The 23,704-nt window shown below is 64.0% G+C and carries 23 protein-coding genes and 1 pseudogene; 19 read left to right on the top strand and 5 right to left on the bottom strand.

Features of this window, described 5'->3' with window-relative positions; all coding sequences use genetic code 11:
• Positions 1 to 18: 18 nt before the first annotated feature.
• Positions 19 to 570, bottom strand: a complete 552-nt coding sequence (hslV, locus tag FJ423_RS17840) for an ATP-dependent protease subunit HslV (RefSeq protein ID WP_095768016.1) — start codon at positions 568 to 570, stop codon at positions 19 to 21.
• A 215-nt stretch (positions 571 to 785) separates the two neighbouring features.
• Here hslV and hisB point away from each other — a divergent pair, with 215 nt between their 5' ends.
• From hisB to FJ423_RS17780, 12 genes and pseudogenes are all read left to right on the top strand, one after another.
• Complete coding sequence (gene hisB / locus FJ423_RS17835) at positions 786 to 1,382, top strand: imidazoleglycerol-phosphate dehydratase HisB (RefSeq protein ID WP_140843544.1); 597 nt, start codon at positions 786 to 788, stop codon at positions 1,380 to 1,382.
• Positions 1,383 to 1,386: 4 nt separating this feature from the next.
• Positions 1,387 to 1,857 (top strand): DUF2628 domain-containing protein, encoded by a 471-nt coding sequence (locus FJ423_RS17830; RefSeq protein ID WP_140843542.1) that lies wholly within the window; start codon positions 1,387 to 1,389, stop codon positions 1,855 to 1,857.
• A gap of 1 nt (position 1,858) precedes the next feature.
• On the top strand, positions 1,859 to 2,509 hold the full coding sequence (gene hisH, locus FJ423_RS17825; RefSeq protein WP_140843540.1) for an imidazole glycerol phosphate synthase subunit HisH: 651 nt from the start codon (positions 1,859 to 1,861) through the stop codon (positions 2,507 to 2,509).
• A 1-nt stretch (position 2,510) separates the two neighbouring features.
• Positions 2,511 to 2,801: a DUF1330 domain-containing protein gene (locus FJ423_RS17820; protein WP_140843538.1), complete on the top strand. Its 291-nt coding sequence runs from the start codon at positions 2,511 to 2,513 to the stop codon at positions 2,799 to 2,801.
• Between the two features lie 3 nt (positions 2,802 to 2,804).
• Positions 2,805 to 3,551: a 1-(5-phosphoribosyl)-5-[(5-phosphoribosylamino)methylideneamino]imidazole-4-carboxamide isomerase gene (gene hisA / locus FJ423_RS17815; protein ID WP_140843537.1), complete on the top strand. Its 747-nt coding sequence runs from the start codon at positions 2,805 to 2,807 to the stop codon at positions 3,549 to 3,551.
• Positions 3,548 to 4,387: an arginase family protein gene (locus FJ423_RS17810; RefSeq protein WP_140843535.1), complete on the top strand. Its 840-nt coding sequence runs from the start codon at positions 3,548 to 3,550 to the stop codon at positions 4,385 to 4,387. The genes hisA and FJ423_RS17810 overlap by 4 nt, the downstream gene beginning before the upstream one ends.
• Complete coding sequence (gene hisF, locus FJ423_RS17805) at positions 4,387 to 5,178, top strand: imidazole glycerol phosphate synthase subunit HisF (protein ID WP_140843533.1); 792 nt, start codon at positions 4,387 to 4,389, stop codon at positions 5,176 to 5,178. The genes FJ423_RS17810 and hisF overlap by 1 nt, the downstream gene beginning before the upstream one ends.
• A 9-nt stretch (positions 5,179 to 5,187) precedes the next feature.
• Positions 5,188 to 5,511 carry a phosphoribosyl-ATP diphosphatase gene (locus tag FJ423_RS17800; RefSeq protein WP_095768008.1) on the top strand — a complete coding sequence of 108 codons (324 nt, stop codon included), beginning with the start codon at positions 5,188 to 5,190 and terminating at the stop codon, positions 5,509 to 5,511.
• 78 nt (positions 5,512 to 5,589) lie between these two features.
• Positions 5,590 to 6,549: a type I pantothenate kinase gene (gene coaA, locus FJ423_RS17795; protein WP_140843531.1), complete on the top strand. Its 960-nt coding sequence runs from the start codon at positions 5,590 to 5,592 to the stop codon at positions 6,547 to 6,549.
• 218 nt (positions 6,550 to 6,767) lie between these two features.
• Positions 6,768 to 7,043: pseudogene (locus FJ423_RS17790) on the top strand (GtrA family protein); the annotation flags it as partial.
• Complete coding sequence (locus FJ423_RS17785) at positions 7,040 to 8,590, top strand: hypothetical protein (RefSeq protein WP_140843528.1); 1,551 nt, start codon at positions 7,040 to 7,042, stop codon at positions 8,588 to 8,590. The pseudogene FJ423_RS17790 and the gene FJ423_RS17785, both read left to right, overlap by 4 nt.
• Before the next feature lie 128 nt (positions 8,591 to 8,718).
• Complete coding sequence (locus FJ423_RS17780) at positions 8,719 to 10,317, top strand: hypothetical protein (RefSeq protein WP_140843526.1); 1,599 nt, start codon at positions 8,719 to 8,721, stop codon at positions 10,315 to 10,317.
• Between the two features lie 412 nt (positions 10,318 to 10,729).
• On the opposite strand, the gene FJ423_RS17775 is transcribed toward FJ423_RS17780, so the two are convergent.
• The 4 genes from FJ423_RS17775 to FJ423_RS17760 all read right to left on the bottom strand — a co-directional run bounded on the left by FJ423_RS17775 (position 10,730) and on the right by FJ423_RS17760 (position 14,948).
• Positions 10,730 to 11,905 carry a glycosyltransferase family 87 protein gene (locus FJ423_RS17775; protein WP_181174822.1) on the bottom strand — a complete coding sequence of 392 codons (1,176 nt, stop codon included), beginning with the start codon at positions 11,903 to 11,905 and terminating at the stop codon, positions 10,730 to 10,732.
• A 107-nt stretch (positions 11,906 to 12,012) separates the two neighbouring features.
• Positions 12,013 to 12,630 (bottom strand): alpha-ketoglutarate-dependent dioxygenase AlkB, encoded by a 618-nt coding sequence (locus tag FJ423_RS17770; protein ID WP_140843523.1) that lies wholly within the window; start codon positions 12,628 to 12,630, stop codon positions 12,013 to 12,015.
• 187 nt (positions 12,631 to 12,817) lie between these two features.
• The gene (gene arfB / locus FJ423_RS17765; RefSeq protein WP_140843521.1) at positions 12,818 to 13,255 is read right to left on the bottom strand and encodes an alternative ribosome rescue aminoacyl-tRNA hydrolase ArfB; all 438 of its coding nucleotides are present in this window, start codon (positions 13,253 to 13,255) and stop codon (positions 12,818 to 12,820) included.
• Positions 13,256 to 13,337: 82 nt separating this feature from the next.
• A complete protein-coding gene (locus FJ423_RS17760; protein ID WP_140843519.1) occupies positions 13,338 to 14,948 on the bottom strand; it encodes a phosphoenolpyruvate carboxykinase in 1,611 nt (536 codons plus the stop codon).
• Positions 14,949 to 15,289: 341 nt separating this feature from the next.
• Between FJ423_RS17760 and FJ423_RS17755 the strand changes: the two genes are divergently transcribed.
• The 7 genes from FJ423_RS17755 (at position 15,290) to FJ423_RS17720 (ending at position 23,697) form a co-directional block, all read left to right on the top strand.
• The gene (locus FJ423_RS17755; RefSeq protein ID WP_006201274.1) at positions 15,290 to 15,991 is read left to right on the top strand and encodes a response regulator transcription factor; all 702 of its coding nucleotides are present in this window, start codon (positions 15,290 to 15,292) and stop codon (positions 15,989 to 15,991) included.
• Between the two features lie 127 nt (positions 15,992 to 16,118).
• Positions 16,119 to 17,903, top strand: a complete 1,785-nt coding sequence (locus tag FJ423_RS17750) for a sensor histidine kinase (RefSeq protein WP_095767999.1) — start codon at positions 16,119 to 16,121, stop codon at positions 17,901 to 17,903.
• Between the two features lie 13 nt (positions 17,904 to 17,916).
• Complete coding sequence (locus FJ423_RS17745; protein WP_140843517.1) at positions 17,917 to 18,378, top strand: HPr kinase/phosphorylase; 462 nt, start codon at positions 17,917 to 17,919, stop codon at positions 18,376 to 18,378.
• Positions 18,379 to 18,542: 164 nt separating this feature from the next.
• Positions 18,543 to 18,944: a PTS sugar transporter subunit IIA gene (locus FJ423_RS17735; RefSeq protein ID WP_027166957.1), complete on the top strand. Its 402-nt coding sequence runs from the start codon at positions 18,543 to 18,545 to the stop codon at positions 18,942 to 18,944.
• Positions 18,941 to 19,237: an HPr family phosphocarrier protein gene (locus FJ423_RS17730; RefSeq protein ID WP_140843515.1), complete on the top strand. Its 297-nt coding sequence runs from the start codon at positions 18,941 to 18,943 to the stop codon at positions 19,235 to 19,237. The genes FJ423_RS17735 and FJ423_RS17730 overlap by 4 nt, the downstream gene beginning before the upstream one ends.
• 290 nt (positions 19,238 to 19,527) lie before the next feature.
• Positions 19,528 to 20,928 (top strand): adenosylhomocysteinase, encoded by a 1,401-nt coding sequence (ahcY, locus tag FJ423_RS17725; protein WP_095767996.1) that lies wholly within the window; start codon positions 19,528 to 19,530, stop codon positions 20,926 to 20,928.
• Positions 20,929 to 21,117: 189 nt separating this feature from the next.
• Entirely contained in the window at positions 21,118 to 23,697 is a 2,580-nt protein-coding gene (locus FJ423_RS17720) for a PAS domain-containing sensor histidine kinase (RefSeq protein ID WP_140843514.1), read from the top strand.
• Positions 23,698 to 23,704 lie beyond the last annotated feature (7 nt).

Genomic DNA, 23,704 nt, shown 5'->3' with positions numbered 1-23,704 from the left:
TCTAGGGATCATGGTCGTTCAAGCGGCATCGAGCGTTTCGACAACAAAATTGTTGTTGGTGTAGACGCAGATGTCGGACGCGATCTGCATGGCCTTGCGGGCGATCTCCTCGGCATCCTTGTCGGTGTCGATCAGCGCGCGGGCCGCAGCGAGCGCGTAATTGCCGCCGGAGCCGATGGCCATGACGCCATGCTCGGGCTCCAGCACATCGCCATTGCCGGTCAGCGCCAGCGAGACCGATTTGTCGGCGACCAGCATCATGGCTTCCAGGCGGCGCAGATAACGGTCGGTGCGCCAGTCCTTGGCGAGCTCGACGCAGGCGCGGGTCAGCTGGTCGGGATATTGTTCGAGCTTGGCTTCGAGCCGCTCGAGCAGCGTGAAGGCGTCGGCGGTAGCGCCGGCGAAGCCGGCAATGACGCTCCCGTCCTTGCCTATGCGGCGCACCTTGCGGGCGTTGCCCTTCATGATGGTCTGGCCGAGGCTGACCTGGCCGTCGCCGGCGATCACGACCTTGTTGCCCTTGCGCACGCTGATGATGGTCGTGGCGTGCATGGTGAGTTCATTCGACATTTGAGCTCCGATGCGCGCTATCCCTCGAAAAGGCGATTGGCGCGGTACGAGTGAGTTTGATCGGCCATATGTATGCACAAGGCCAACGATTGCAAACCGCCTCAGGCCGAGCCGATAGCGGCCGGAATGGCAACTGGCAATCGCCGGATCATGCTGATAGAAGGCTTTCGTTTTCAAGCCCTGGCGCCTCCAAGCAGGGCAACAAGGACAAAGCGATGACGCGTTCGGCCGAAGTCAGCCGCAAGACCAAGGAAACCGAGATTTCGGTCTCCGTCGATGTCGACGGCAAAGGAAAATCCGACATTTCGACCGGCGTCGGCTTCTTCGACCATATGCTCGACCAGCTGTCGCGGCATTCGCTGATCGACATGACGGTCAAGGCCAAGGGCGACCTGCATATCGACGACCACCACACGGTCGAGGACACTGGCATCGCGATCGGCCAGGCGCTGAGCAAGGCGCTGGGCGAACGGCGCGGCATCATGCGCTATGCCTCGATCGACCTTGCCATGGACGAGACGCTCACCAGAGCGGCGATCGACGTCTCGGGCCGGCCGTTCCTGGTCTGGAATGTGGGCTTCTCGTCGCCGAAGATCGGCACGTTCGACACCGAGCTGGTGCGCGAGTTCTTCCAGGCGCTGGCGCAGAATGCCGGCATCACGCTGCATGTGACCAACCATTACGGCGCCAACAACCATCATATCGCCGAAACCTGCTTCAAGGCGGTGGCGCGGGCGTTGCGCGCAGCGCTGGAGCCCGATCCGCGCCAGCCCGACGCGGTGCCTTCCACCAAGGGATCCCTGAAAGGATAGCCCTATGGCGATCTATGTCGTGATGGCGCCGCCGGCCGGCAACAAAGCCGAGGACGCAATTTTCGTGCGCGACAGCTTCACCTGGCTGGGTTTCCTGGTCGCGCCGCTGTGGCTCGCCTGGCACCGGATGTGGATCGAGGCGGCCCTAACCTTCATCGTCATGGCGATCCTGTCGGTGGCCGGCGAGAGGCTCGGGCTCGAAGGGGCCGGATCGCTGCTGTCGCTGCTGGTCTCCCTCTATGTCGGCTTCGAAGGCCAGGGCCTGCGCATCGCCTCGCTGCGGCGGCGCGGCTGGCGCGAATGGGGCGTGATCGAGGCCGGCAATCTCGCCGATGCCGAGACGCGCCATGTGCTGGAAACCGGCGAGGAGAGCGAGGAGCAGCCCCTGCCGCGCATCGTGCCGGATGCATCGCAGGCACGTCCGCCGCAGACAGGCATGGCGCTCGGCCTGACCCATACGCCTGGAAGGCCCTGACATGCGGGTGGCCATCATCGATTACGGCTCGGGCAATCTGCGCTCGGCCACCAAAGCCTTCGAGCGCGCCGCTCATGAGGCGGGCCTTGCCGCGACGATCGAGCTGACGGCCGATGCCGAGCGGGTGCGTTCCGCCGACCGCATCGTGCTGCCGGGCGTCGGCGCCTATGCCGACTGCGCCGCCGGCCTGCATGCGGTGTCGGGGATGTGGGAGGCGGTGGAAGAAGTCGCGCTTCGTAAGGGGCGTCCTTTCCTCGGTATCTGCGTCGGCATGCAGCTGATGTCGCAACGCGGCCTCGAAAAGACCGTCACCCAAGGTCTTGGCTGGATCGCCGGCGACGTCAAGGAGATCACGCCGTCCGATCCGGCGCTGAAAATCCCGCAGATCGGCTGGAACACGATCGAACTCCAACGCAAGCACCCGCTGTTTTCCGGAATCGAGACCGGCCCGAAGGGGCTGCACGCCTATTTCGTCCATTCTTATCATCTGGACGCGAAGAATTCCGGCGAAGTGCTGGCGACGACCGATTATGGCGGCGCGGTGACGGCGGCCGTCGCCCGCGACAACCTTGCCGGCACGCAGTTCCATCCCGAGAAGAGCCAGGCGCTCGGCCTGGCCTTGATCACCAATTTCCTGAAATGGAGGCCCTAGCGTGAGCAAGAAGGGCTATTGGATCGTCATCCTCTCGGTGACCGATCCGCAAGGCTACCAGCGCTATCGCGACGCCATAGGCGACGCCATTTCCAATTTCGGAGGCCGCTATCTCGTCCGCGGAGGGGATGTGACGAACCCGGAAGGATCGGATTTCGGCCGGCATGTCGTGGTGGAATTCGATTCCTATGAGGCGGCCCTGAACTGCTATCGGTCGGAGGCCTACCAGAGAGCGCTTGTGCACAGACGGGCGGCCTCGACCGGACACTTCGTCATCGTCGAGGGCGCCTGACCGATGATCCTGTTTCCCGCCATCGATCTCAAGGACGGAAAGTGCGTGCGCCTGAAGCACGGCGACATGGCCACTGCCACCATCTACAACGACGATCCCGCCGCGCAGGCCAGGGCCTTCGAGGAGCAGGGCTTCGAGTGGCTGCATGTCGTCGACCTCAACGGCGCCTTCAAGGGCCAAAGCGTCAATTCGGCGGCGGTCGGCGCCATTCTGAAGGCGACGAAGAATCCCGTGCAGCTCGGCGGCGGCATCCGCACCTTGCCGCAGATCGAGGATTGGCTGGATCGCGGCCTGACGCGCGTTATCCTCGGCACCGTGGCGGTGCGCGAACCCAACCTGGTCAAGGAGGCCTGCAAGGCCTTTCCCGGGAAAATAGCGGTCGGCATCGACGCCAAGGGCGGCAAGGTCGCGGTCGAGGGCTGGGCCGAGGCCTCCGAGCTCGGCGTCATCGAGCTGGCCAAGAAATTCGAGGGCGCCGGCGTTGCCGCCATCATCTACACCGACATCGACCGCGACGGCGTGCTGACCGGCATCAACTGGGATTCGACTATCGACCTCGCCGAGGCCGTGTCGATTCCGGTGATCGCCTCCGGCGGCCTCGCCTCGATCGCCGACATCGTGCGCATGACCATGCCCGACGCGCAAAAACTCGAAGGCGCGATCTCCGGCCGCGCCCTGTATGACGGACGTATCGACCCAGCCGAGGCGCTGGCGATCCTGCGCGGCGAGCGGACGGGGGCAACAGCGTGAACATTTCGATCATTCTGGCCTCCTATGACAGCGGCCATTTCCACGGCGGCTGCGGCCAGGGCCCGGACGCGCTGATTTCGGGCGGGCTGGCCGACGCGCTGAAGCTCGCCGGCCACGATGTCGAGGTGAGCGACATCGGCAAGGTGGTCGAGGACGACGCCGAGCGCGAGATCGGTACCGGATTTGCCGTCTGCAACGCCGTTTCAGGCGAAGTCCGCATGGCGCTGGACAGGAAGCGGTTTCCGATCGTGCTGGCCGGCAACTGCCTGACCGCCGCTGGCGCCGTGGCCGGTGCCGGTGCCGACGCCATCATCTGGGCCGACCAGCATGGCGACCTCAACACGCCGGAAACCACCACAACGGGCTTTCTCGACGGCATGGCGCTGGCCACCGTGCTGGGCCTGTGCTGGCGATCGATAGCGGCGCAGATTCCGGGCTTCAAGCCGGTCGATCCGTCGCGCTGCGTTCTGGTCAACGCGCGCGACCTCGACAGCGCGGAACAGGAACTGCTGGAAAAGCTGCCGATCATCCGGACCGAATGCCCGGACTGGAAGAGCGCCGCGCAAAGGCTGAAGGCCGACGGTGCACGCCAGGTCCACATGCATGTCGACCTTGACGTGCATGACCCCGAGAAGCTGCAAGCCAATCGCTACACCACGCCCGGCGGTCCGGCGCCCGAGCAGCTGCGCACCGCCATGTGCGGCCTCGCCGGGCCGCTCGCCATCGCCGGGCTCACCATCTCCGCCTACGATCCAGCCTTCGATCCCAAGGGCGACGTGCCGCCGCTGGTCGGCGCGCTGGTGGTCGACCTGCTCTCGACGCTGGAGCGCAAGTGATGCTCAAGGCCCGCGTCATCCCCTGCCTCGACGTCAAGAACGGCCGCGTGGTCAAGGGCGTCAATTTCGTCGACCTCGTCGATGCCGGCGACCCGGTCGAGGCCGCCAAGGCTTATGATGCCGCAGGCGCCGACGAGCTCTGCTTCCTCGACATCACCGCCTCGTCCGACAATCGCGAGACGATCTTCGACGTGGTTGCCCGAACTGCCGAGCAGTGCTTCATGCCGCTCACCGTCGGCGGCGGCGTGCGCCAGGTGGCCGACATCCGCAAGCTGCTCCTGGCCGGCGCCGACAAGGTGTCGATCAACACGGCGGCGGTGAAGAACCCGGATTTCGTCGCGGAAGCTGCCGATAAATTCGGCAACCAGTGCATCGTCGTGGCGATCGACGCCAAGAAGGTATCGGCGCAAGGCGAGACCGACCGCTGGGAGATCTTTACCCATGGCGGACGCGAGAAGACCGGCATCGACGCGGTCGAATTCGCGCAGCGCATGGTCGAGCGCGGCGCCGGCGAGATTCTTTTGACCTCGATGGACCGCGACGGCACCAAGGCCGGTTACGATATTGCGCTCACCCGGGCGATTGCCGACGGGGTGCGCGTGCCGGTGATCGCTTCCGGCGGCGTCGGAACGCTCGATCACCTGGTCGAAGGCATCCGCGACGGCCATGCGGCTGCGGTGCTTGCCGCCTCGATCTTCCATTTCGGCACCTACACCATTGCCGAAGCCAAGACGCATATGGCCAGGGCCGGCCTGCCGATGCGGCTGGACTCGGCCGCCCATCGGACTTAAACCGCTGCTATGGCTCAATTTTCGCTCGCCGAGCTGGAAACGATCATCCATCAGCGCGCCCATTCCGGCGACGCCGACTCATGGACGGCGAAGCTGTTCGCCAAAGGCATCGACAAGGCGGCGCAGAAGCTCGGAGAGGAAGCCGTCGAGACGGTGATTGCCGCGGTCAAGGGGGACAAGAAAGCCGTCGTTTCGGAAAGCGCCGATCTTATATATCATTGGCTGGTCGTCCTTGGCATCGCGGGCATTCCGCTTGACGAGGTGCTGAAGGAGCTTGAGGGCCGAACCAGCCGCTCGGGTACCGCCGAAAAGGCGTCCCGGCCCCAGGGCTGATCGAAAGAGAGAGCATGATGTCGCCCGAAAACGGCTTCGCACTTTTCGGCGGCACGCTCTAGGAGGGCAGGAAACCCGATGGACCAGCTGGCTCCGACCGAGAAGTATTCCCCCTATCGATTCTTCTCCGCCGAGCAATGGTCGCAGTTTCGCGCCGACACGCCGCTGACGCTGACCGGGGACGAGATCGACCGGCTGCGCTCGCTCAACGACCCGGTCGACCTCGAAGAGGTCAAGCGCATCTACCTCTCGCTGTCCCGGCTGCTTTCGGCCCATGTCGAGGCGAGCCAGCTGCTGTTTCGGCAGCGCCAGGCCTTTTTCAACGCGCAGGACGTCGTCAAGACACCCTTCATCATCGGCATTGCCGGCTCGGTCGCGGTCGGCAAGTCGACCACGGCGCGCGTGCTGAAGGAGCTTCTGGCGCGCTGGCCGTCGAGCCCGAAAGTCGACCTCATCACCACCGACGGCTTCCTGTTGCCCAACGAGATCCTGCGCCGCGAGAACCTCATGGAGCGCAAGGGGTTCCCCGAGAGCTACGACGTCGGCGCGCTGCTGAGATTCCTGTCCGGCATCAAGTCGGCGCAAAGCAGCGTCCGGGCGCCGGTCTATTCGCACCTGACCTACGACGTGATCCCCGGCGAGTTCGTCACCATTGACCGGCCGGACATACTGATCTTCGAAGGCATCAACGTGCTGCAGCCGGGCAAGCTGCCGAAGGACGGCAAGATCGTGCCATTCCTGTCCGACTTCTTCGATTTCGCCATCTATATCGATGCCGACGAGAAGCTGATCCATCAATGGTACATCCAGCGTTTCATGCGGCTGCGCGAAACCGCCTTCCGCAATCCGGATTCCTTCTTCCACCGCTATTCGCAGCTCTCCGAGGATGCCGCGCGGGCCATCGCCGAGGGGCTGTGGGCCAACATCAACCTGAAGAACCTGCGCGAGAACATCCTGCCGACCAGGGCGCGGGCCGACCTCATCCTGCGCAAGGGCACCAACCACCTCATCGAGGAAGTGGCGTTAAGGAAATTGTGACCCCTTAACGACGCCTTAGGCAATCCCGACTAGCGTTGCCAGCCAAACTCCAGCGGGTGTCGGGAGGCAACCGGTGATCAATGCGGGCAATGCCGCGGGACGCGAGCCCCGGTCTATTCACTGGTCATTTCGGGCTTCAATGCAGAGGCGGCGCTGCCGCTATTTGTCCGGCGGGATGAGTCTAACTCGAAAAGCTCGACGCCAGCGCCGGAGCAGCGTTTTCCTATTGCGGGCATCGCTGCGTGACGTTCATGCCTGACGGTGCGCTTGGCGTCGAAATCTTCCGCTTCGCCTGTGCAACCGGGGCCGGATTCCTCCTCTCCGTTGGGCTGGCCGCAATTCTCACCGATCTCGCCGGATACCTGTCGTCGGCGCCGGTGGCGCTGGCTTCCATTCTAGTGCCGGTTCTGAACTTCGCAGTCTTACGCAAGTTTGTCTTCGGCGCTCCCATGGGCGCCAACGGCCCCCTCTGCCCCGAAGGAGAGAGCCGATGACCGCCGTGCTCGACAGACCGACAGCAGACGCGCCTATCGGCGAAGCGCGCAGCATGTGGGCATGGACCGTGATACTTTGCCTGCTGGTCCTGGCGGCCGCCATTCCCTGGCAGATGCGATGGGGCGTCATACCAGACACAAGTTGGGTGATCACGCTGTGCGAGAAGATGCTTGCCGGATCACGGCTCTATGTCGACGTGTTCGAAGTCAATCCGCCTTTCACGCCTTGGATGTTCATGCCGGTCGTGGCACTGGCGCACAAGGTCGGCATGTCGCCGGAGGTGGCGGTTCATGCCTACAGCTATGCGATTTGCCTGGCAGGATTGGGGTTTGCCGGGCTGATCGCCAAGCAGGCCGGTCTTGCCGAGAACCGCGCACTGTTTCAAATGTTGCCGCTGTTCCTGGCCCTGCTTGTCATCTTCCCGGGCAATGCTTTCACCGAACGGGAGCAACTGGGGATCGCGTTGTTTTTGCCGATGCTGGTGCTGACGGCGTGGCGCGCGGCGCCTATCGAAGGACGCGTGCCGAGTATCCTGACGGCGGTTCTTGCCGGGCTTAGCGGCAGCGTGCTGGTTCTGGTGAAGCCCTACTATGCACTGGTCGTGCTCGTTCCGGCGTTATACGCGGCCTGGAGCCGCCGGTCGATCCGGATGCTTTTCGCCGTCGAGAACTGGGCGATCGGCCTGGTCTGCGTCGCCTATGTCGTTGCCGTCCAGTATTTCCATCCGGAATTCCTGAGCGTCGTCTATCCGATGCTGGCCGACACCTATATGCGGATGCAGAAGATGCAGGCGCTGCTGGAGATCTATGTGCCGATCTATGTGGTCGCTCTTGCCGCGCTGTATCTTCTTAGACCGGGATTGCCTTTGTCGCCACTGGTCACCGTGTTCACGCTTGCTTCGCTGGCTGCGACCGTGCCGCTGATCTACCAGGCAAAAGGCTGGCCCTATCACGCGTTTCCGGCCTTCAGTCTGATTCTGGCGGCCCTCCTGCTGAGGATGGCGCAAGCTGCCCCGGCGACATACAAGTCGCCGGGCACGGCAATGGAACTGGTGCTCAAGGTGCTGCTGGCTGTCATCATTGCCGCCGCCGCCATCCCGTTCATGCAGACACAGAAGCTCAGTGCAGAGTTTGTCGCCAAGCTTAAGGCCGCTGCTCCTCAGCCGACCGTCGCGCTAGTCGGCGCCGACATCTCGGGAGGCCATCCTCTTACCCGCATGCTCGGCGGGACATGGATTTCACGCCATTGCAACGACTGGCTGGGTGAATCAGCGCGTTATCTTTCGGGCATCGCAAGCCGGAACGGCGACCAGGAGGCGGCGTCCCACTACCGGCAGATCGCCGATCGCTACATCGAGAGCAAGATCGCCGAACTCGAGACCCAGAAGCCTGCCATGATAATCGTCGAGAAAAAGGACAGGGACTGGAATGCGGAGCTCGCCCAGCGGCAAGACTACACCAACTTCCTGCGTCGCTATCAGCAGATTGCCGAGGATGACGAAGTGCAGGTGTTGCTGCGCAATCCAGGAACTGCCCAGGCAGAGTGATCCGCAGCCGTCCTTTCGGGAGAGGTCGCGAGGAAATTTTGAACGGTGGCTGCCGGTTAAAGCGCGCTTAACTGCCGGTCCGTTAGAAACTAAGCCACAAACGCTGTACTGCTATTGAGGCTCCCGGCATGGATGCGCCATTGGTTGCTTCAGGCGAGCAGGCCGATCTGCGGCCCCGTCAGGCCGGAACTGCATTTCGCTTTGGCCTGCCGGCTGCCGCAACATTGTTGATCGCCCTCTATGCGATCGTCGTCTCGCGCCTCTTGCCGGGCAATGTCGACGTGTCGTGGCTGCTGACCGTCGGCGACCGCGTGCTGAGCGGCGAACGCCTCTATGTCGACGTCGCCGAGGCCAATCCGCCCTTTTCGACCTGGCTCTACCTGCCATTCCTAATTCTTGAGCGGTTGACCGGGTTTTCGGCGGAGCTCTGGGTGGGGCTCGGCATGGTAGTGCTGGCAATCGGTTCGGTCTGGCTTTCAGCTCGAATCCTCGTACGTGCAGACCAAACGCTGACGCGATTCGTCTGGGCAGTTCCGGCCCTGGTGTTTCTTCTGCTTGCGCTGTCGCCGGCGGATTTCGGCCAGCGCGAACAAATCGCAGTCATCTGCCTTTTGCCTTGGCTGGCGCTGCTTGCGGCACGCGACCGGACAGCGGATTTCCGCGCCGGCAGCACGGCCGAGCGGCTTGCCGCCGGGATTGGCGCCGCGATTTTCGTCATGATCAAACCGCCCTTCAGCGTGCTGGCGCTGGCTGCGCCGGTGCTGGTCCTTGCCGCGCAGCGACGCTCGGCGCGGCCTCTGCTGACGACCGAGAATGTCTTCGGCGCTGTTTTGACCGTCGCCTATCTGGTCATGCTTGTAGTCTTTATGCAGCCCTTCTTCACCGGTGTCCTGCCTTTGCTGCGCGAGGTCTATTTGCCGATGCGCTTGCCGGTCGTCGACATGTTGATGCTCTTGCCGGTGAAGATTTTCGTGGCCATGGCCGCGGCAACGTTGGCCATGGCCTACCCTGACCGGCCCGATCGCGATGCGAAGATTCTGCTGCTGGCAGGTGTCGGCTATGTCCCTGGGTTTGTCGTCTTGGGCAAAGGCTGGACCTATCAGGCGATGCCGTTCCTGACGCTCGGCATGTTGGCCTTTGTGCTCCAGTTTATCCGGTTGCGGCCACAGCGCGACCTGCCTGTGCTGGCAAGGGCGGGTGTCGGGTTCGGTCTGCTTTTGCTCGTAACGACCGTCGCGCCACGGCAAGGCCTGGCATTCGTCGAACCGCGTGGCGATCTCGACGCGGCGACGGCCGCCATCAACCGGATCGCCGATCACCCGACCTTTATATCGATCGGCTCGGCGCTGCAGATCGGCAATCCGCTCGTCCGGATGACCGGCGCTCGCATGGTTGGGCGCCACCCGTCCGGCTGGATGGTCAATGATGCCCAGGTCCTGATCGAGTCTGGGCCGGATACCGCGACCCACCTCAGGCTCGAAGCCTTGCGCGCGGATTACACGCAGGCGATCGCCAGTGAGTTGGCCACGAAACGGCCCGATATCGTTGCCGATGACGGAACCACAGGACCGGACGTACCGATAAAGCTCCATCTGACGCAGCCGCACGCAACGGCGCCGTTGCGTGACAGCCCTTTGATCGCAAAGGCTTTGCAGGACTATCGTCTGCTCTATCAGAACGCCTCCGTAACCCTGTTCATCCGCAGCGATATCGCCGAACGCAATTAGGGCGGCACTGGCTAATCGAGATCAATTGGCGCTTAAAGGATGTCTCCTTTCTGGCTGCCCTGGCGGGACTGATGCTGGCCGGCGCGGGGGTGCGCCGCCCGTTTCAGGGAAGGACCGGCGCTTCTCGCGCTTGCCCCCGCCGCCTATGGGATGCCGGTGCTGTTTCCCGGCAATGTTTCAGCGAGCGTGAGCATATCGGCGTCGCGCTTTTTTCTGCCGCTGATGTCATTGATGGCGTGGTGCGCGCGGGGCGAGGTACGGGTGCGACAGCGCAACGCAGGAATTAGCCAGGCACGAGGACCCGCGACCGCCTCAAATTGACATGGCCGTCATTCTTCATACTTCCTGCGGCGAACGGAAGGCTGCGGCAAAGCCGCCGAGCCTATCGCTGCGCACGTATCTTGGAATTGCTTCAGGCTAGGGACGGTTCTCCCGAGAGTTCAGCCTTCCGGCCTCTCGTCCATATCGAATGCAGCATCCACGCGGCAAGAAACAGCGGGATCAGGACAGCGACGCAATATCCGCCCCAGGTGAAAAAATTCACGACGAAAGGCGCGAGCCAGCAAATCGCCAGGATCAGCCGAGGCGGCCTGGAAATCATCGCGGCGAGCATCGCCACCGCTACGGCCACACCGATCGTGTCGTAGGTGTAGCCATAGGGCGTGGCCAGGATCGCAAGGACAGCGGTAAGCACCACGCGTTCCTGATGCGAGACCACGCGGCCCGGCCGCCAGAGCCAGATCGCCGCGGCGATGGAAGCGATGGTCGCGACCGCCTGCACGCCATAGGCGGAGGTCACCCCGGCGCCGAAAGCTCTCGCCGTGAAGAACACCGTTATCGCGTTGTACTGATAGGGCTGCGGATAAGGCGCCTCCATGATCGCCGTCATCAAGGGGCGGGTTTCGGTCAGGAATAGGCGCCAGACATCGAAGCCGAAGAACAGGCCGGTGGCGAGGGCGATCACGACGCTGGTGCCGATCGCCGCGAGAATGGCGCGCCAGTTGCCGCTGGCGAGCAGGCAGAAGGGCACGAGAATGCCGAGATGCGGTTTGATCGTCAGCAGGCCGAACAGGATTCCGGCCAGCAGCGGACGCCTTGGTGCCACGGCGAGGCCTCCGATCAACAGCGCGGCGGTCAGCGCGCCGTTCTGGCCGAACAAGGAGTTCCAGATAACCGCCGGGCTCAAGACAATCGCCAGTTCCAGCGCCGCTCCGAGCTTCAGCGGCCGGATCGCCAGCCACAGGCACAGCACGGTCCCGACCGTCCAGATCAGATAGGCAGGCAGGATCGGCAAGGTGGCGAGCGGAACGCCTAGCAGGAGGATGTTCGGCGGATAGCTCCATTCCTGATTTGGAAGGTCGGGTGAGAACATCGCGCGCAGCGCCGCGCGGTAGGCCTCCACGTCGAAGAGAACGGCAACGTGGCCCTCGATGGCCATGCGCGAACCTGACCAGAGGTTGGTGAAATCCCAGTAGGGGAGCCTGTGCGACAGCGCGGAAAAGCCTCTGCTGTCCAAGGTCCACAGAAAGCTCAGGTAGAACCAAGTCATCCATGCGGCGATGATCGACACGACCGTGACAATGGCCACGTCCAAAAGGCTCCTGGTCCTGATCCAATCCGGTTGCATGGCGATCTCGGTTACAGCAACCGCGATTGTAGCCCAGGTGTCCTTAAGATCGTCTTGCCCCAATATGCTCAGCCAGGCACCGTCACCCGCCGCAGCGTCAGATTGATGCGGCCGCCGTTCTTCAGCAGCGCCGATGTCGCCGGATAGATGCGGTCGACACCGTGGAAGGCGAGGCGGCCTTCGCCGCCAAGCACGACGACGTCGCCGCTCTTCAGCCTGAACGACTTGGTGCCGCCATCGCGCCTGTCCTGGCCGACCCGGAACAGGCAGTCGTCGCCCAGTGAGACCGACACCACGGGCGCGGCGAAATTCTGTTCGTCGCGGTCCTGATGCAGGCCCATTTTGGCATCCGCCGAATAGAAGTTGACCAGGCATGCCTCGGGCGGATGCTGATAGGCCGAGACCTCGCGCCATAATTCCAGCAGGGCTTCCGGGATCGCCGGCCAGGGCTCGCCGGTCACCGGATGCGTCGGCTGATAGCGATAGCCGCGCTCCTTGTCGGTCACCCAGCCAAGCGCGCCGCAATTGGTCATGCGCACGCTCATCTCCTTGCCGGTGCGCGGCATGGCCGGCACGTAGAGGGGTGCGGCCTGCACGACGCGCCTGATCTCCTCGACCAGCGCTTCCTGGGCCGGGCGCGGGAGGTAGCCCGGCATATGGCGGACGCCTTTGGGCAGAACGAGCATGGATCGATCCGTTGCTCCTAGAGCCGGATGGTTTCGGGTCTGTTCGACATGAAATCTGAATCCGTCTCTAAATCAGAGAGATAGGGCATGATGTCCCGAAAACCGCTTCACACTGTTCGGCATCATGCTCCAAGCCATGCCATCGTTCAAAGAAGGCGGCGACCCGAAACTAGCGGCTTTGGCCGGATCAGTCGCTTTCCACCCGACCGCGCAGCTTCTTCACCGTCGACCGGCCTGCCTTGCTCTTCAGGCGGCGCTCCACAGCGCCTTTGGACGGCCTGGTCTTCTTCCGCGGCGGAGGCGGCGGCTCGGCCGCCTTGGCGATCAATGCAGTCAGCCGCGCCCGCGCGTCGGCGCGGTTCTGCTCCTGGGTGCGAAAGCGGCCTGCCTCGATGACGATGACGCCGTCCTTGGTGGCGCGCTGGCCGGCCAGCTTGATGGCGCGCTCGCGCACGCGCTCGGACAGGCCGGACGCGTTCGCCGCGTCGAAGCGCAGCTGCACGGCGGTGGCCACTTTGTTGACGTTCTGGCCGCCCGGACCGGACGAGCGGATGAAGTCCTCATGCAGGTCGCCAGGACGGATGACCGCTTCGCCGGAGATGGTGATATCGTCGTCGCTTGCCATGCACGCACTCATGACGCGACGGCGGCAAAAAGAAAAGGCCCGGCGCGAGCCAGGCCCTGGAGGAAGACATTGGCAGTGACTGCTATTCAGCCGCTTCCTGCATCCGCGGCGCCGCGCCGAGGATGGTCGCGTCGACATGGCGTTCGAACTTCTCGAAATTGACGGCGAACATGTTGACCAGCTTCGCAGCCTGGCGGTCGTAACCGGCCTTGTCCGCCCAGGTCGAGCGGGGGTCGAGAATGGCGCCGTCGACACCCGGGACCGCCACCGGCACCTCAAAGCCGAAATTGGCGTCGGTGCGGAACTCGGCCGACTTCAGCGAACCGTCGAGCGCGGCGCCCAGCAAGGCGCGCGTCACCTTGATCGGCATGCGGCGGCCGGTGCCGTAGGCGCCGCCGGTCCAGCCGGTGTTGACCAGCCAGCAGTCGACGCCATGGCCGGCGATCAGCTCGCGCAGCAGATTGCCGTATTCGGATGGATGGCGCGGCATGAACGGGGCGCCGAAGCAGGTCGAGAACGTCGCCTCCGGCTCGGTGACGCCCTTTTCCGTGCCGGCAACCTTGGCGGTATAGCCCGACAGGAAGTGGTACATCGCCTGCGCCGGCGTCAGCCTGGCGATCGGCGGCATGACGCCGAAGGCGTCTGCGGTCAGCATGATGATGTTCTTCGGATGCCCGGCGCGGCCGGTCTTCGAGGCATTGGGGATGAAATCCAGCGGATAGGCGCAGCGCGTGTTCTCGGTCAGGCTGCCATCGTTGAAATCCGGAACGCGGCCGGCGTCGAGCACCACATTCTCCAGCACCGTGCCGAAGCGCTGCGTGGTGGCGAAGATCTCCGGCTCGGCCTCCGCCGACAGCCTGATCGTCTTGGCGTAGCAGCCGCCCTCGAAATTGAAGATGCCCTGCGGGCCCCAGCCATGCTCGTCGTCGCCGATCAGCGTGCGCGACGGGTCGGCCGACAGCGTCGTCTTGCCGGTGCCGGACAGGCCGAAGAAGACGGCTGCGTCGCCGTCCGCACCTTCATTGGCGGAACAGTGCATCGGCATCACGCCCCTTGCCGGCAGCAGATAGTTCAGCACGGTGAAAACCGACTTCTTCATCTCGCCGGCATAGGAGGTGCCGCCGATCAGAACGATCTTGCGGGTGAGGTCGACCGCGATCACCGTTTCGGTGCGGGTGCCGTGACGGGCCGGATCGGCGCGGAAGGAGGGCAGGTCGATGATCGTAAGCTGCGGCACGAAACGCTCGATCTCCGCGGCTTCGGGACGGATCAAAAGATTGCGGATGAACAGCGAGTGCCAGGCGAATTCGGTGATGACCCGGGTCGGCAGCTTCAGATTGGCGTCGGCGCCGCCGACGAGGTCCTGCACGTAGAGGTCCTTGCCGGCTGCATGTGCCTTGAAATCCGCCAGCAGCGCTTCGAACTCACCCGGCGAGATCGCCTTGTTGTTGTCCCACCACACCTGGCCGCCGGTCGCCTCGTCGCGCACGACGAATTTATCCTTCGGCGAACGCCCGGTGTGCTGGCCGGTCTCGGCGACCAGCGCGCCCTGCGCGGTCAACCTCGCCTCGCCGCGCCGGATCGCTTCCTCGTAGAGTTCGGCCGCGCCAAAATTATAGCGTACCATGCCCATTGTCTTCAGGCCGATCGCGTCGATGGCGCAGTCGGGGTTGCGTTTGCCGGCTTCCGACATCAAATTTCCTCTCTGGATTTGGCCACATCTGACGGGTTACTTCCCGGAGCCCGCGCTGGGGCCGTCAGGTTCAGAACCAGAAAAGCCGAATGATATCAAATCATTAATCGATTTAAAAAATTTGAAAGTTGTTTAAATCGTTTATATGTGCAAAAAACCGTAGAGGTTGCCCAAAGGATTGGCAGGCTCGGTTCGTCCAATCCCACTATGGGTGCGATGGCGTGTGACGGCAGGCCGCCCGTGACTTCGGACAAGGCCCGTGCCACATTTTGTACCCAATTTGTCCTGCAAAAGCCCCTTCTCGACGACAGAAGGGACAGCTCATGAGGGAGCCGCTTGAAATGGCAACAATCGCGCTTGTCGACGACGACCGAAACATTCTGACCTCGGTGTCGATCGCGCTCGAATCCGAGGGCTATCGGGTCGAAACCTACACCGATGGCGCGTCGGCGCTGGAAGGCCTGGCGGCACGGCCGCCGAACCTCGCCATCCTCGACATCAAGATGCCGCGCATGGACGGCATGGAGCTGTTGCGCCGCATGCGCCAGAAGTCGGATCTCCCGGTCATCTTCCTGACGTCGAAGGACGACGAGATCGACGAGTTGTTCGGCCTCAAGATGGGCGCCGACGACTTCATCCGCAAACCGTTCTCGCAGCGCCTGCTTGTCGAGCGCGTGCGCGCAGTGCTGCGCCGCACCAGCGCCCGCGAGGCGGCGGCCAAGGCGCCCAGCCAGCAGGCCCGCTCGCTCGAACGCGGCCAGTTGGTGATGGACCAGGAGCGGCACACCTGCACCTGGAAGGGCGAGCCGGTGACGCTGACGGTGACCGAATTCCTCATCCTGCATTCGCTGGCGCAGCGCCCCGGTGTGGTAAAAAGCCGTGATGCGCTGATGGATTCAGCCTATGATGAACAGGTCTATGTCGACGACCGCACCATCGACAGCCACATCAAGCGGCTGCGCAAGAAGTTCAAGGCCGTCGACGACGACTTCGAGATGATCGAAACCCTTTACGGAGTCGGGTACCGGTTCCGCGAAGCGTAAGATAGGCAGTAGGGTATAGTCAGTAGTCAGTTTTGAATGATGCGGGCGGCCACCCATAGCCGCAGTCAGCCAACCACTTCCCTACTGCCTACTCACTACTCACTAACTAAACAGGGCCTGCTATTCGATGGCAGTGGAAGTAGAGCGAGGCAGACGGGCGGGCGCGGCAAGGCGTCCGCCGCGGATCGTGCCCGCCTTCGTTTCGAAAATCACGGTGCCGATGCGCCGGTTTCTCGGCCATCACATCTTCTCCAGCCTGACGCGGCGCATCCTGTTCCTCAACCTGGCCGGCCTCGCAGTGCTGGTCACCGGCATCCTTTACCTGAACACCTTTCGCGACGGGCTGATCGACGCGCGCGTCGAAAGCCTGATGACGCAGGGCGAGATCATCGCCGGCGCCATCGCGGCTTCGGCGACCGTCGAGACCGATTCGATCAGCATCGATCCGGAAAAGCTGCTGGAGCTGCAGGCGGGCGAAAGCCTGGGGCCGGGGTCGGACCAGCTCGACAACCTCGATTTCCCGATCAATCCCGAGCGCGTCGCGCCGGTGCTGCGACGCTTGATCTCGCCGACGCGCACCCGCGCCCGCATCTATGACCGCGACGCCAACCTGCTGCTCGATTCGCGGCATCTTTATTCGCGCGGCCAGATCCTGCGCTACGACCTGCCGCCCGTCGACGAGGAGCAGCCGGGCGTCGTGGAGCGAGTGGAGAAGTTCATCTTCGACTTCTTCCGCAACAAGGACCTGCCGGTCTACCACGAGCAGCCCGGCGGCAACGGCGCGGCCTTTCCCGAAGTGGTCAAGGCACTGACCGGCAGCCCTTCGACCATCGTGCGGGTGAGCGAGCAGGGCGAACAGATCGTCTCCGTCGCGGTGCCGATCCAGCGCTTCCGCGCCGTGCTCGGCGTCTTGATGCTGTCCACCGAAGGCGGCGACATCGACAAGATCGTCGCGGCCGAGCGCAAGGCGATCCTGCGCGTGTTCGGGGTGGCGGCGCTCGTCACCGCGATCCTGTCGATGCTGCTCGCCTCCACCATCGCCAATCCGCTGCGCCGGCTTTCAGCCGCCGCCGTCAGGGTGCGGCGCGGCGTCAAGAGCCGCGAGGAAATCCCCGACTTTTCCGATCGTCAGGACGAGATCGGCAATTTGTCCATTGCCGTGCGCGATATGACGAATGCGCTGTATGCGAGAATCGAAGCGATCGAAAGTTTCGCGGCCGACGTGTCGCATGAGTTGAAGAACCCGCTGACGTCGCTGCGCAGCGCCGTGGAAACACTGCCTTTGGCGAAAAACGATGCTTCTCGCGCGCGCCTGATGGAGATCATCCAGCACGACGTGAGGCGGCTCGACCGCTTGATCACCGATATCTCGGATGCGTCCCGCCTCGATGCCGAGCTGGCGCGCGACGATGCCGCGACCGTCGACCTGAAGAAGTTCATCACCGATCTCATCGCCGTCTCGCGCGAGACGACGCGCAACAAGAAGGCTGTCGAGATCGACCTCAAGGTCGCCAAGCTGCCGGCCGGCGCCAAAGGCTATTTCGTTGTCGGCCATGACCTCAGGATCGGGCAGGTCATCACCAACCTGATCGAGAACGCGCGTTCCTTCGTGCCGGACGAGCATGGCCACATCGCGATCTCGTTGGCGCGCGCCGGCAAGTTCAACATCATCACCGTCGACGACAACGGCCCGGGTATCCGGGCCGAGAAGATCGACCGCATCTTCGAGCGCTTCTATACCGACCGGCCGGCCGGCGAGGCGTTCGGCCAGAACTCCGGCCTCGGGCTGTCGATCAGTCGCCAGATCGTCGAGGCACATGGCGGCACGCTGACGGCCGAGAACATCCCCGGCACCAAACCCGGCGAGATCAAGGGCGCGCGTTTCGTGGTGACGCTGCCGGCGGAAGGCTGATCGCCGAACCGACATGCCAGGCGCCGCCGCAAAGCCCCGCAACATTCATGGGACGGCCATACTGGTCGGCGAGCGCGGCGTGCTGATCACCGGGCCGTCCGGCGCCGGCAAGACGACGCTGGCGCTGGCGCTTGTCGATCATTGCCGCGCGCAGGGCCTTTTTGCCCGGCTGGTCGGCGACGACCAGTTGCTTGCGGCCGCGCATGGCGGCCGGCTGGTTTGCCGCGCGCCGGCGAGCATCGCCGGCCTCGCTGAGGTGCACGGCATCGGGCCGCGGCCGCTGGCTTTCGAACCGGCCGCCGTGATCGATCTTGTGGTGCGGCTTGTCGAACCGGCGGACATGGCGCGTCTGCAGGACGAGACCACGGAGACGATCGGCGGATGCCGGCTGCCCCGCGTCGACATCGCCCGGCAAAATGTCACCGCCGCGTTGCCCATGCTGATGGCGCGGCTGTCGATCCAGCCTTTTTCATGATCCGGCCCGGGTTTTTTGCTGCGATGCGTCAAAATGGCCCGGGCCGCCGCAATTTTGGGCTTGTCAACCGGCCGTGCGTCGACAAGATAGCGCTCCCGCCGCCTGGAATGGCTGGCGAACATAAGATACGCCTGTGAAGCGGCGATGACGGGAGCCACCAGAGAATGATCGGACTCGTGCTCGTGACGCACGGTCAACTCGCTACCGAGTTCCGACATGCCGTAGAGCATGTCGTCGGGCCGCAAGACAATTTCGAAACCGTGGCGATCGGCGCCGACGACGACATGGAGCAGCGCCGGGCCGACATCGTCGACGCGGTCGCGCGCGTCGACACCGGCGCAGGCGTCATCGTGCTCACCGACATGTTCGGCGGCACGCCTTCCAACCTCGCCATCTCGGTGATGGAATCCGGCCGCACGGAGGTCATCGCCGGCATGAACCTGCCGATGCTGATCAAGCTCTCCTCGATCCGCAAGGGCGACAACATGGCCGCCGCGCTCGACGAAGCGCAAGCGGCCGGCCGTAAATACATCAACGTCGCCAGCCAGCTCCTGAGCAGCAAATGAACGCATCGGCGCCGCGGACGGATGAGGTGGTGCGGGAGTTCCCGATCATCAATCAGCGCGGCCTGCATGCGCGCGCTTCGGCCAAGTTCGTCCAGGTCGCCAGCGGCTTCGACGCCATCATCCATGTCGAGAAGGACGGCGTGAAGGTCGGCGGCACCTCGATCATGGGCCTGATGATGCTGGCGGCGAGCCCAGGCTATTCGATCCGCGTCATCGCCAGCGGCCCGGAAGCCGTGCCGGCCATGGACGCGTTGGAGCAGCTGATCGCCTCGCGTTTCGGCGAGGAAATCTAGTTCCTCAGCACAGGGATTTTTACCGGTCGGCTCTGTTTGCGTTGGCAGGCGGCATGCCTTGGAGATTGGCCGAAACGCCCATCGCGTCGTCGCGCGGCTTCAACCAATCCCCGGCGTTTGCGCCGACTTCACGGAACATCTCGCTTTTCCGAAGACATGCGCGCATAAAGATTTCTTTATGTCCCATTGTCGTGCGGCGACCGATCTGCTAGTCAGGCCGGCAACCGCGCCCTCCCATGCGCCTCCCGGCGTCGGCGCGCCTTGAGAAAAAATCACACCGGAGCACTGCCATGACGGGTAGCAAGGATTATGTGGTCGCCGACATCTCGCTTGCCGGCTGGGGCCGCAAGGAGATCGAGATCGCCGAAACCGAAATGCCGGGCCTGATGGCCTGCCGCGAGGAGTTCGGCGCCAAGAAGCCGCTGAAGGGCGCGCGCATCACCGGCTCGCTGCACATGACCATCCAGACGGCGGTGCTGATCGAGACGCTGAAGGCGCTGGGCGCCGACATCCGCTGGGCCTCCTGCAACATCTTCTCGACCCAGGACCACGCGGCCGCAGCCATCGCCGAGGCCGGCATTCCGGTCTTCGCCATCAAGGGCGAGTCGCTGGAAGACTATTGGGACTACACCGACCGGATCTTCCAGTGGACCGATGGCGGTACCTCCAACATGATCCTGGACGATGGCGGCGACGCCACCATGTACATCCTGCTCGGCGCGCGCGCCGAGGCCGGCGAGGACGTGCTGTCCAATCCCGGCAGCGAGGAGGAAGAGATCCTGTTCGCCCAGATCAAGAAGCGCCTGAAGGCTTCGCCAGGCTTCTTCACCAAGCAGCGGGAAGCGATCCGCGGCGTCACCGAGGAGACCACCACCGGTGTCAACCGCCTCTACCAGCTGCAGAAGAAGGGCCTGCTGCCCTTCCCGGCGATTAACGTCAACGATTCCGTCACCAAGTCGAAATTCGACAACAAATACGGCTGCAAGGAATCGCTGGTCGACGGCATCCGCCGCGGCACCGATACCATGATGGCCGGCAAGGTCGCGGTGGTCTGCGGCTATGGCGATGTCGGCAAGGGCTCGTCGGCCTCGCTGCGCGGCGCCGGCGCGCGTGTGAAAGTCACCGAGGTCGACCCGATCTGCGCGCTGCAGGCGGCGATGGACGGCTATGAGGTGGTGACGCTGGAAGACGCCGCGCCCACCGCCGACATCGTCATCACCACCACCGGCAACAAGGACGTCGTCACGCTCGACCATATGCGGTCGATGAAGGACATGGTGATCGTCGGCAATATCGGCCACTTCGACAACGAGATCCAGGTGGCGGCGCTGCGCAACCTGAAATGGACCAACATCAAGCCGCAGGTGGATTTGATCACCTTCCCGGACGGCAAGCGTATGATCCTTCTGTCCGAGGGCCGCCTGCTCAACCTCGGCAACGCCACCGGTCATCCGAGCTTTGTCATGTCGGCCTCGTTCACGAACCAGGTGCTGGCGCAGATCGAGCTTTTCAGCAAGCACGGCCAGTACGAGAACCAGGTCTATGTGCTGCCCAAGCACCTCGACGAGAAGGTCGCGCGGCTGCATCTCGACAAGCTCGGCGCCAAGCTGACCGAGCTGTCCGGCGAACAGGCCGCCTATATCGGCGTGACGCCGCAGGGCCCGTACAAGCCTGAACACTACCGCTATTAACCAAAGCGAAATTATCTACCATATATTGAAGCCGGGAGGTTGACTTTCCATCCGGCTTTATTTTTTGCGCCAATGATTCTTCACGCCGGTTCCAGCAAGCGTTATTGTTGTGATTCGCGGTCCGGGGACATGTTGGGCCGGGGACGCATCAGGGCGGTCTTGCATTCAAGCGGCGAAGAGGACCAAGACATGCCGGGGGATTACCCGCCACGCGCGGGAAAGGCCGTTTCCGGCGGCCATGAGGATTCGAATGATGCCGGCCCCGGTGTGAGCCGCGGCGGTTTTCGTGCCGGCTCGCGGCTGGCCTTGCTGCTTGCGACCTCGACGCTTGCCGGCCCGCTGCTCGCCTTTGCCGCCCACGCCGAGACGGGCATTCCGGCAAAGGCCGTGGCGCCGGTCAGCACGCTCGAGGTCATGCAGCTCGCCATGTTCGTGGGCGTCATGGGCGCGGCGCTGGTTTCGGCCATCTTCCTTATCCGCGAGCGCGCACGCACCGCCTCGCAGAACCTGCAGCTCAGGGCCCGCATCGCGGACGTCAACGCTGCGCTGCAGCGTTCCGAGGCGCTGCTCAATCTGCGCGACCAGCGCCTGATCGTGTGGACAACGGACAACAAGAAATCCGAGCTCATCGGCAGCCTGCCGCTGGAAAGCGGCGCGCCTGACGACAGGTCCGCCTTCCTCGCTTTCGGCCGTTGGCTGATGCCGCGCTCGGCGGCGGCGTTGGAGCACGCGGTTGCCGCGTTGCGCGAACAGGCGAAGACCTTCGATCTGGTCATCGAAACGCAGGCCGGCGTGCCGCTGGAGGTGCATGGGCGCAAGAGCGCGGCGCATGTGCTGGTGCGTTTCGTCTCGCTGTCGGAGACGTTGCGCAACCAGGCCAGGCTGAAGATCGAGAACCAGCGGCTCAGCGCCGACTACGACACCTTGATCGGCCTGCTCGACGCGCTGAAGATGCCGGCATGGCTGCGCGGCGCGGACGGGCGATTGCAATGGGTCAACCGCGCCTACGCCGAGGCCGTGGAAGCAGGAAGCGCCGCCGCGGCCGTGCGCGACGCGACGGAATTCCTTGGCGGCCAGGCGCGCGATCAAATCGCCGAGCAGCATAAGTTGCACCCGGTCTTCGAACAGACGCTATCCACCGTGATCGAAGGCGATCGCCGCATGTTCGCGGTCACCGACTTCGCCGGCGCCGACGGTTCGGCGGGGCTCGCCTGCGACACCAGCGCGGCCGAGACGATCCGCGCCGAATATGAGCGGACCGTGCGCAGCCATGCCGACACGCTCGACCAGTTGAACACCGCCGTGGCGATCTTCGACACCGAGGAAAAGCTGCGCTTCTTCAACCAGGCCTTCCAGAAGCTGTGGGGCCTCGACTCGGGCTTCCTGCTCAGCGCTCCCTCCAACACGCTGCTGCTCGACAGGCTGCGCAGCGAAGGCAGGATCGCCGAGCAGCCGGAATGGCGGCGCTGGAAGGAAAACCTGCTCAGCGCCTATCGCGCCGTCGAATCGCAGGAACACTGGTGGCACCTGCCGGACGGCAAGACGATCCGCGTCGTGGCGAACCCGCAGCCGAAGGGCGGCGTCACCTGGGTGTTCGAGAACCTGACCGAAAAGATGGACCTCGAAAGCCGCTACCAGACCGCCGTGCGGGTGCAGGGCGAGACGCTGGACAATCTCGCCGAAGGCGTGGTCGTGTTCGGTCCGGACGGGCGGCTGCGCCTGTCCAATCCGGCCTTCGTCGCGCTGTGGGGGCTGACGATGGAAGCGGTCAAGCCGAACGTCCATGTTTCGGCGATCCGCGACCTGTGCGACCAGCGCGCCGCGAACAGCCCTTGGGGCGGCTTCGTCGCCGCAGTCACCGGCTTCGACGACGAGCGCCGCGACCGTCGCGGCCAGATCGAGCTCGTCGACGGGACGGTGCTGAGCTACGCGGTGATCCATCTGCCCAACGGCCAGGTGATGATCACCTTCGTCGACGTCACCGACACCGTCAATGTCGAGCGGGCGCTGAAGGACAGGAACGAGGCGCTGGAGAAATCCGATCAGCTGAAGAACGAATTCGTGCAGCATGTGTCCTATGAGCTGCGCTCGCCGCTGACCAACATCATCGGCTTCACCGAGCTTCTGTCGCTGCCCGCGACCGGGCCGCTGACGCCCAAGCAGCGCGAATATGTCGAGCATGTCGGCTCGTCGTCCTCGGTGCTGCTCACCATCGTCAACGATATCCTCGACCTGGCCACCGTCGATGCCGGCATCATGCAGCTCGACATCTCCGAGATGAACATCGACCGGACGATCGCCGCGGCCGCCGAGCTGGTCGCCGACCGGCTGGACGAGCATCAAATCAAGCTCGAGATCGATGCGGCGGAGGCGCCGGCGAGCTTCCATGGCGACGAGACTCGCATCCGCCAGATCCTCTACAACCTGCTCAGCAACGCGGCCAACTACGCACCGGAGGCAAGCACGATCCGGCTCACCTGCCGTCGGCTAGCCGACGGCGTCGAGTTCTCCGTGCATGATGACGGTCCTGGCATGCCGCCGGACGTGCTGGAATCGGTCTTCCGCCGCTTCGAGCCGCGCGCCAATGGCGGGCGGAGGCGCGGCGCCGGGCTGGGGCTCTCGATCGTCAAGAGCTTCGTCGAACTGCATGGTGGAACCGTGCGCATCGAGACCGGCCAGGACAGGGGCACCACGGTAATCTGCACCTTCCCGGACAAGCCTTCCGGAATCCCCGATACGCCGGCGGGCATCCGCGACGCGGCCGAGTAGCGCGGAC

Origin of the sequence: Mesorhizobium sp. B2-8-9 (assembly GCF_006439475.1) — a bacterium.
Taxonomy (GTDB): domain Bacteria; phylum Pseudomonadota; class Alphaproteobacteria; order Rhizobiales; family Rhizobiaceae; genus Mesorhizobium.
The sequence above is the reverse complement of the archived record's forward strand: the minus strand, read 5'-3'. Positions and strand labels throughout refer to the sequence as shown.

Bases quoted from the DNA above. Each gene is read 5' to 3' on its own strand.
- hslV (WP_095768016.1), bottom strand. From the start codon at position 570: ATGTCGAATGAACTCACCATGCACGCCACGACCATCATCAGCGTGCGC.
- FJ423_RS17745 (WP_140843517.1), top strand. From the start codon at position 17,917: ATGCCAGGCGCCGCCGCAAAGCCCCGCAACATTCATGGGACGGCCATA.
- FJ423_RS17735 (WP_027166957.1), top strand. From the start codon at position 18,543: ATGATCGGACTCGTGCTCGTGACGCACGGTCAACTCGCTACCGAGTTC.
- hisF (WP_140843533.1), top strand. From the start codon at position 4,387: ATGCTCAAGGCCCGCGTCATCCCCTGCCTCGACGTCAAGAACGGCCGC.
- hisB (WP_140843544.1), top strand. From the start codon at position 786: ATGACGCGTTCGGCCGAAGTCAGCCGCAAGACCAAGGAAACCGAGATT.
- FJ423_RS17730 (WP_140843515.1), top strand. From the start codon at position 18,941: ATGAACGCATCGGCGCCGCGGACGGATGAGGTGGTGCGGGAGTTCCCG.
- ahcY (WP_095767996.1), top strand. From the start codon at position 19,528: ATGACGGGTAGCAAGGATTATGTGGTCGCCGACATCTCGCTTGCCGGC.
- FJ423_RS17755 (WP_006201274.1), top strand. From the start codon at position 15,290: ATGGCAACAATCGCGCTTGTCGACGACGACCGAAACATTCTGACCTCG.
- FJ423_RS17785 (WP_140843528.1), top strand. From the start codon at position 7,040: ATGACCGCCGTGCTCGACAGACCGACAGCAGACGCGCCTATCGGCGAA.
- FJ423_RS17830 (WP_140843542.1), top strand. From the start codon at position 1,387: ATGGCGATCTATGTCGTGATGGCGCCGCCGGCCGGCAACAAAGCCGAG.
- hisH (WP_140843540.1), top strand. From the start codon at position 1,859: ATGCGGGTGGCCATCATCGATTACGGCTCGGGCAATCTGCGCTCGGCC.
- FJ423_RS17780 (WP_140843526.1), top strand. From the start codon at position 8,719: ATGGATGCGCCATTGGTTGCTTCAGGCGAGCAGGCCGATCTGCGGCCC.
- FJ423_RS17750 (WP_095767999.1), top strand. From the start codon at position 16,119: ATGGCAGTGGAAGTAGAGCGAGGCAGACGGGCGGGCGCGGCAAGGCGT.
- FJ423_RS17800 (WP_095768008.1), top strand. From the start codon at position 5,188: ATGGCTCAATTTTCGCTCGCCGAGCTGGAAACGATCATCCATCAGCGC.
- arfB (WP_140843521.1), bottom strand. From the start codon at position 13,255: ATGGCAAGCGACGACGATATCACCATCTCCGGCGAAGCGGTCATCCGT.
- hisA (WP_140843537.1), top strand. From the start codon at position 2,805: ATGATCCTGTTTCCCGCCATCGATCTCAAGGACGGAAAGTGCGTGCGC.
- FJ423_RS17720 (WP_140843514.1), top strand. From the start codon at position 21,118: ATGCCGGGGGATTACCCGCCACGCGCGGGAAAGGCCGTTTCCGGCGGC.
- FJ423_RS17760 (WP_140843519.1), bottom strand. From the start codon at position 14,948: ATGTCGGAAGCCGGCAAACGCAACCCCGACTGCGCCATCGACGCGATC.
- coaA (WP_140843531.1), top strand. From the start codon at position 5,590: ATGGACCAGCTGGCTCCGACCGAGAAGTATTCCCCCTATCGATTCTTC.
- FJ423_RS17770 (WP_140843523.1), bottom strand. From the start codon at position 12,630: ATGCTCGTTCTGCCCAAAGGCGTCCGCCATATGCCGGGCTACCTCCCG.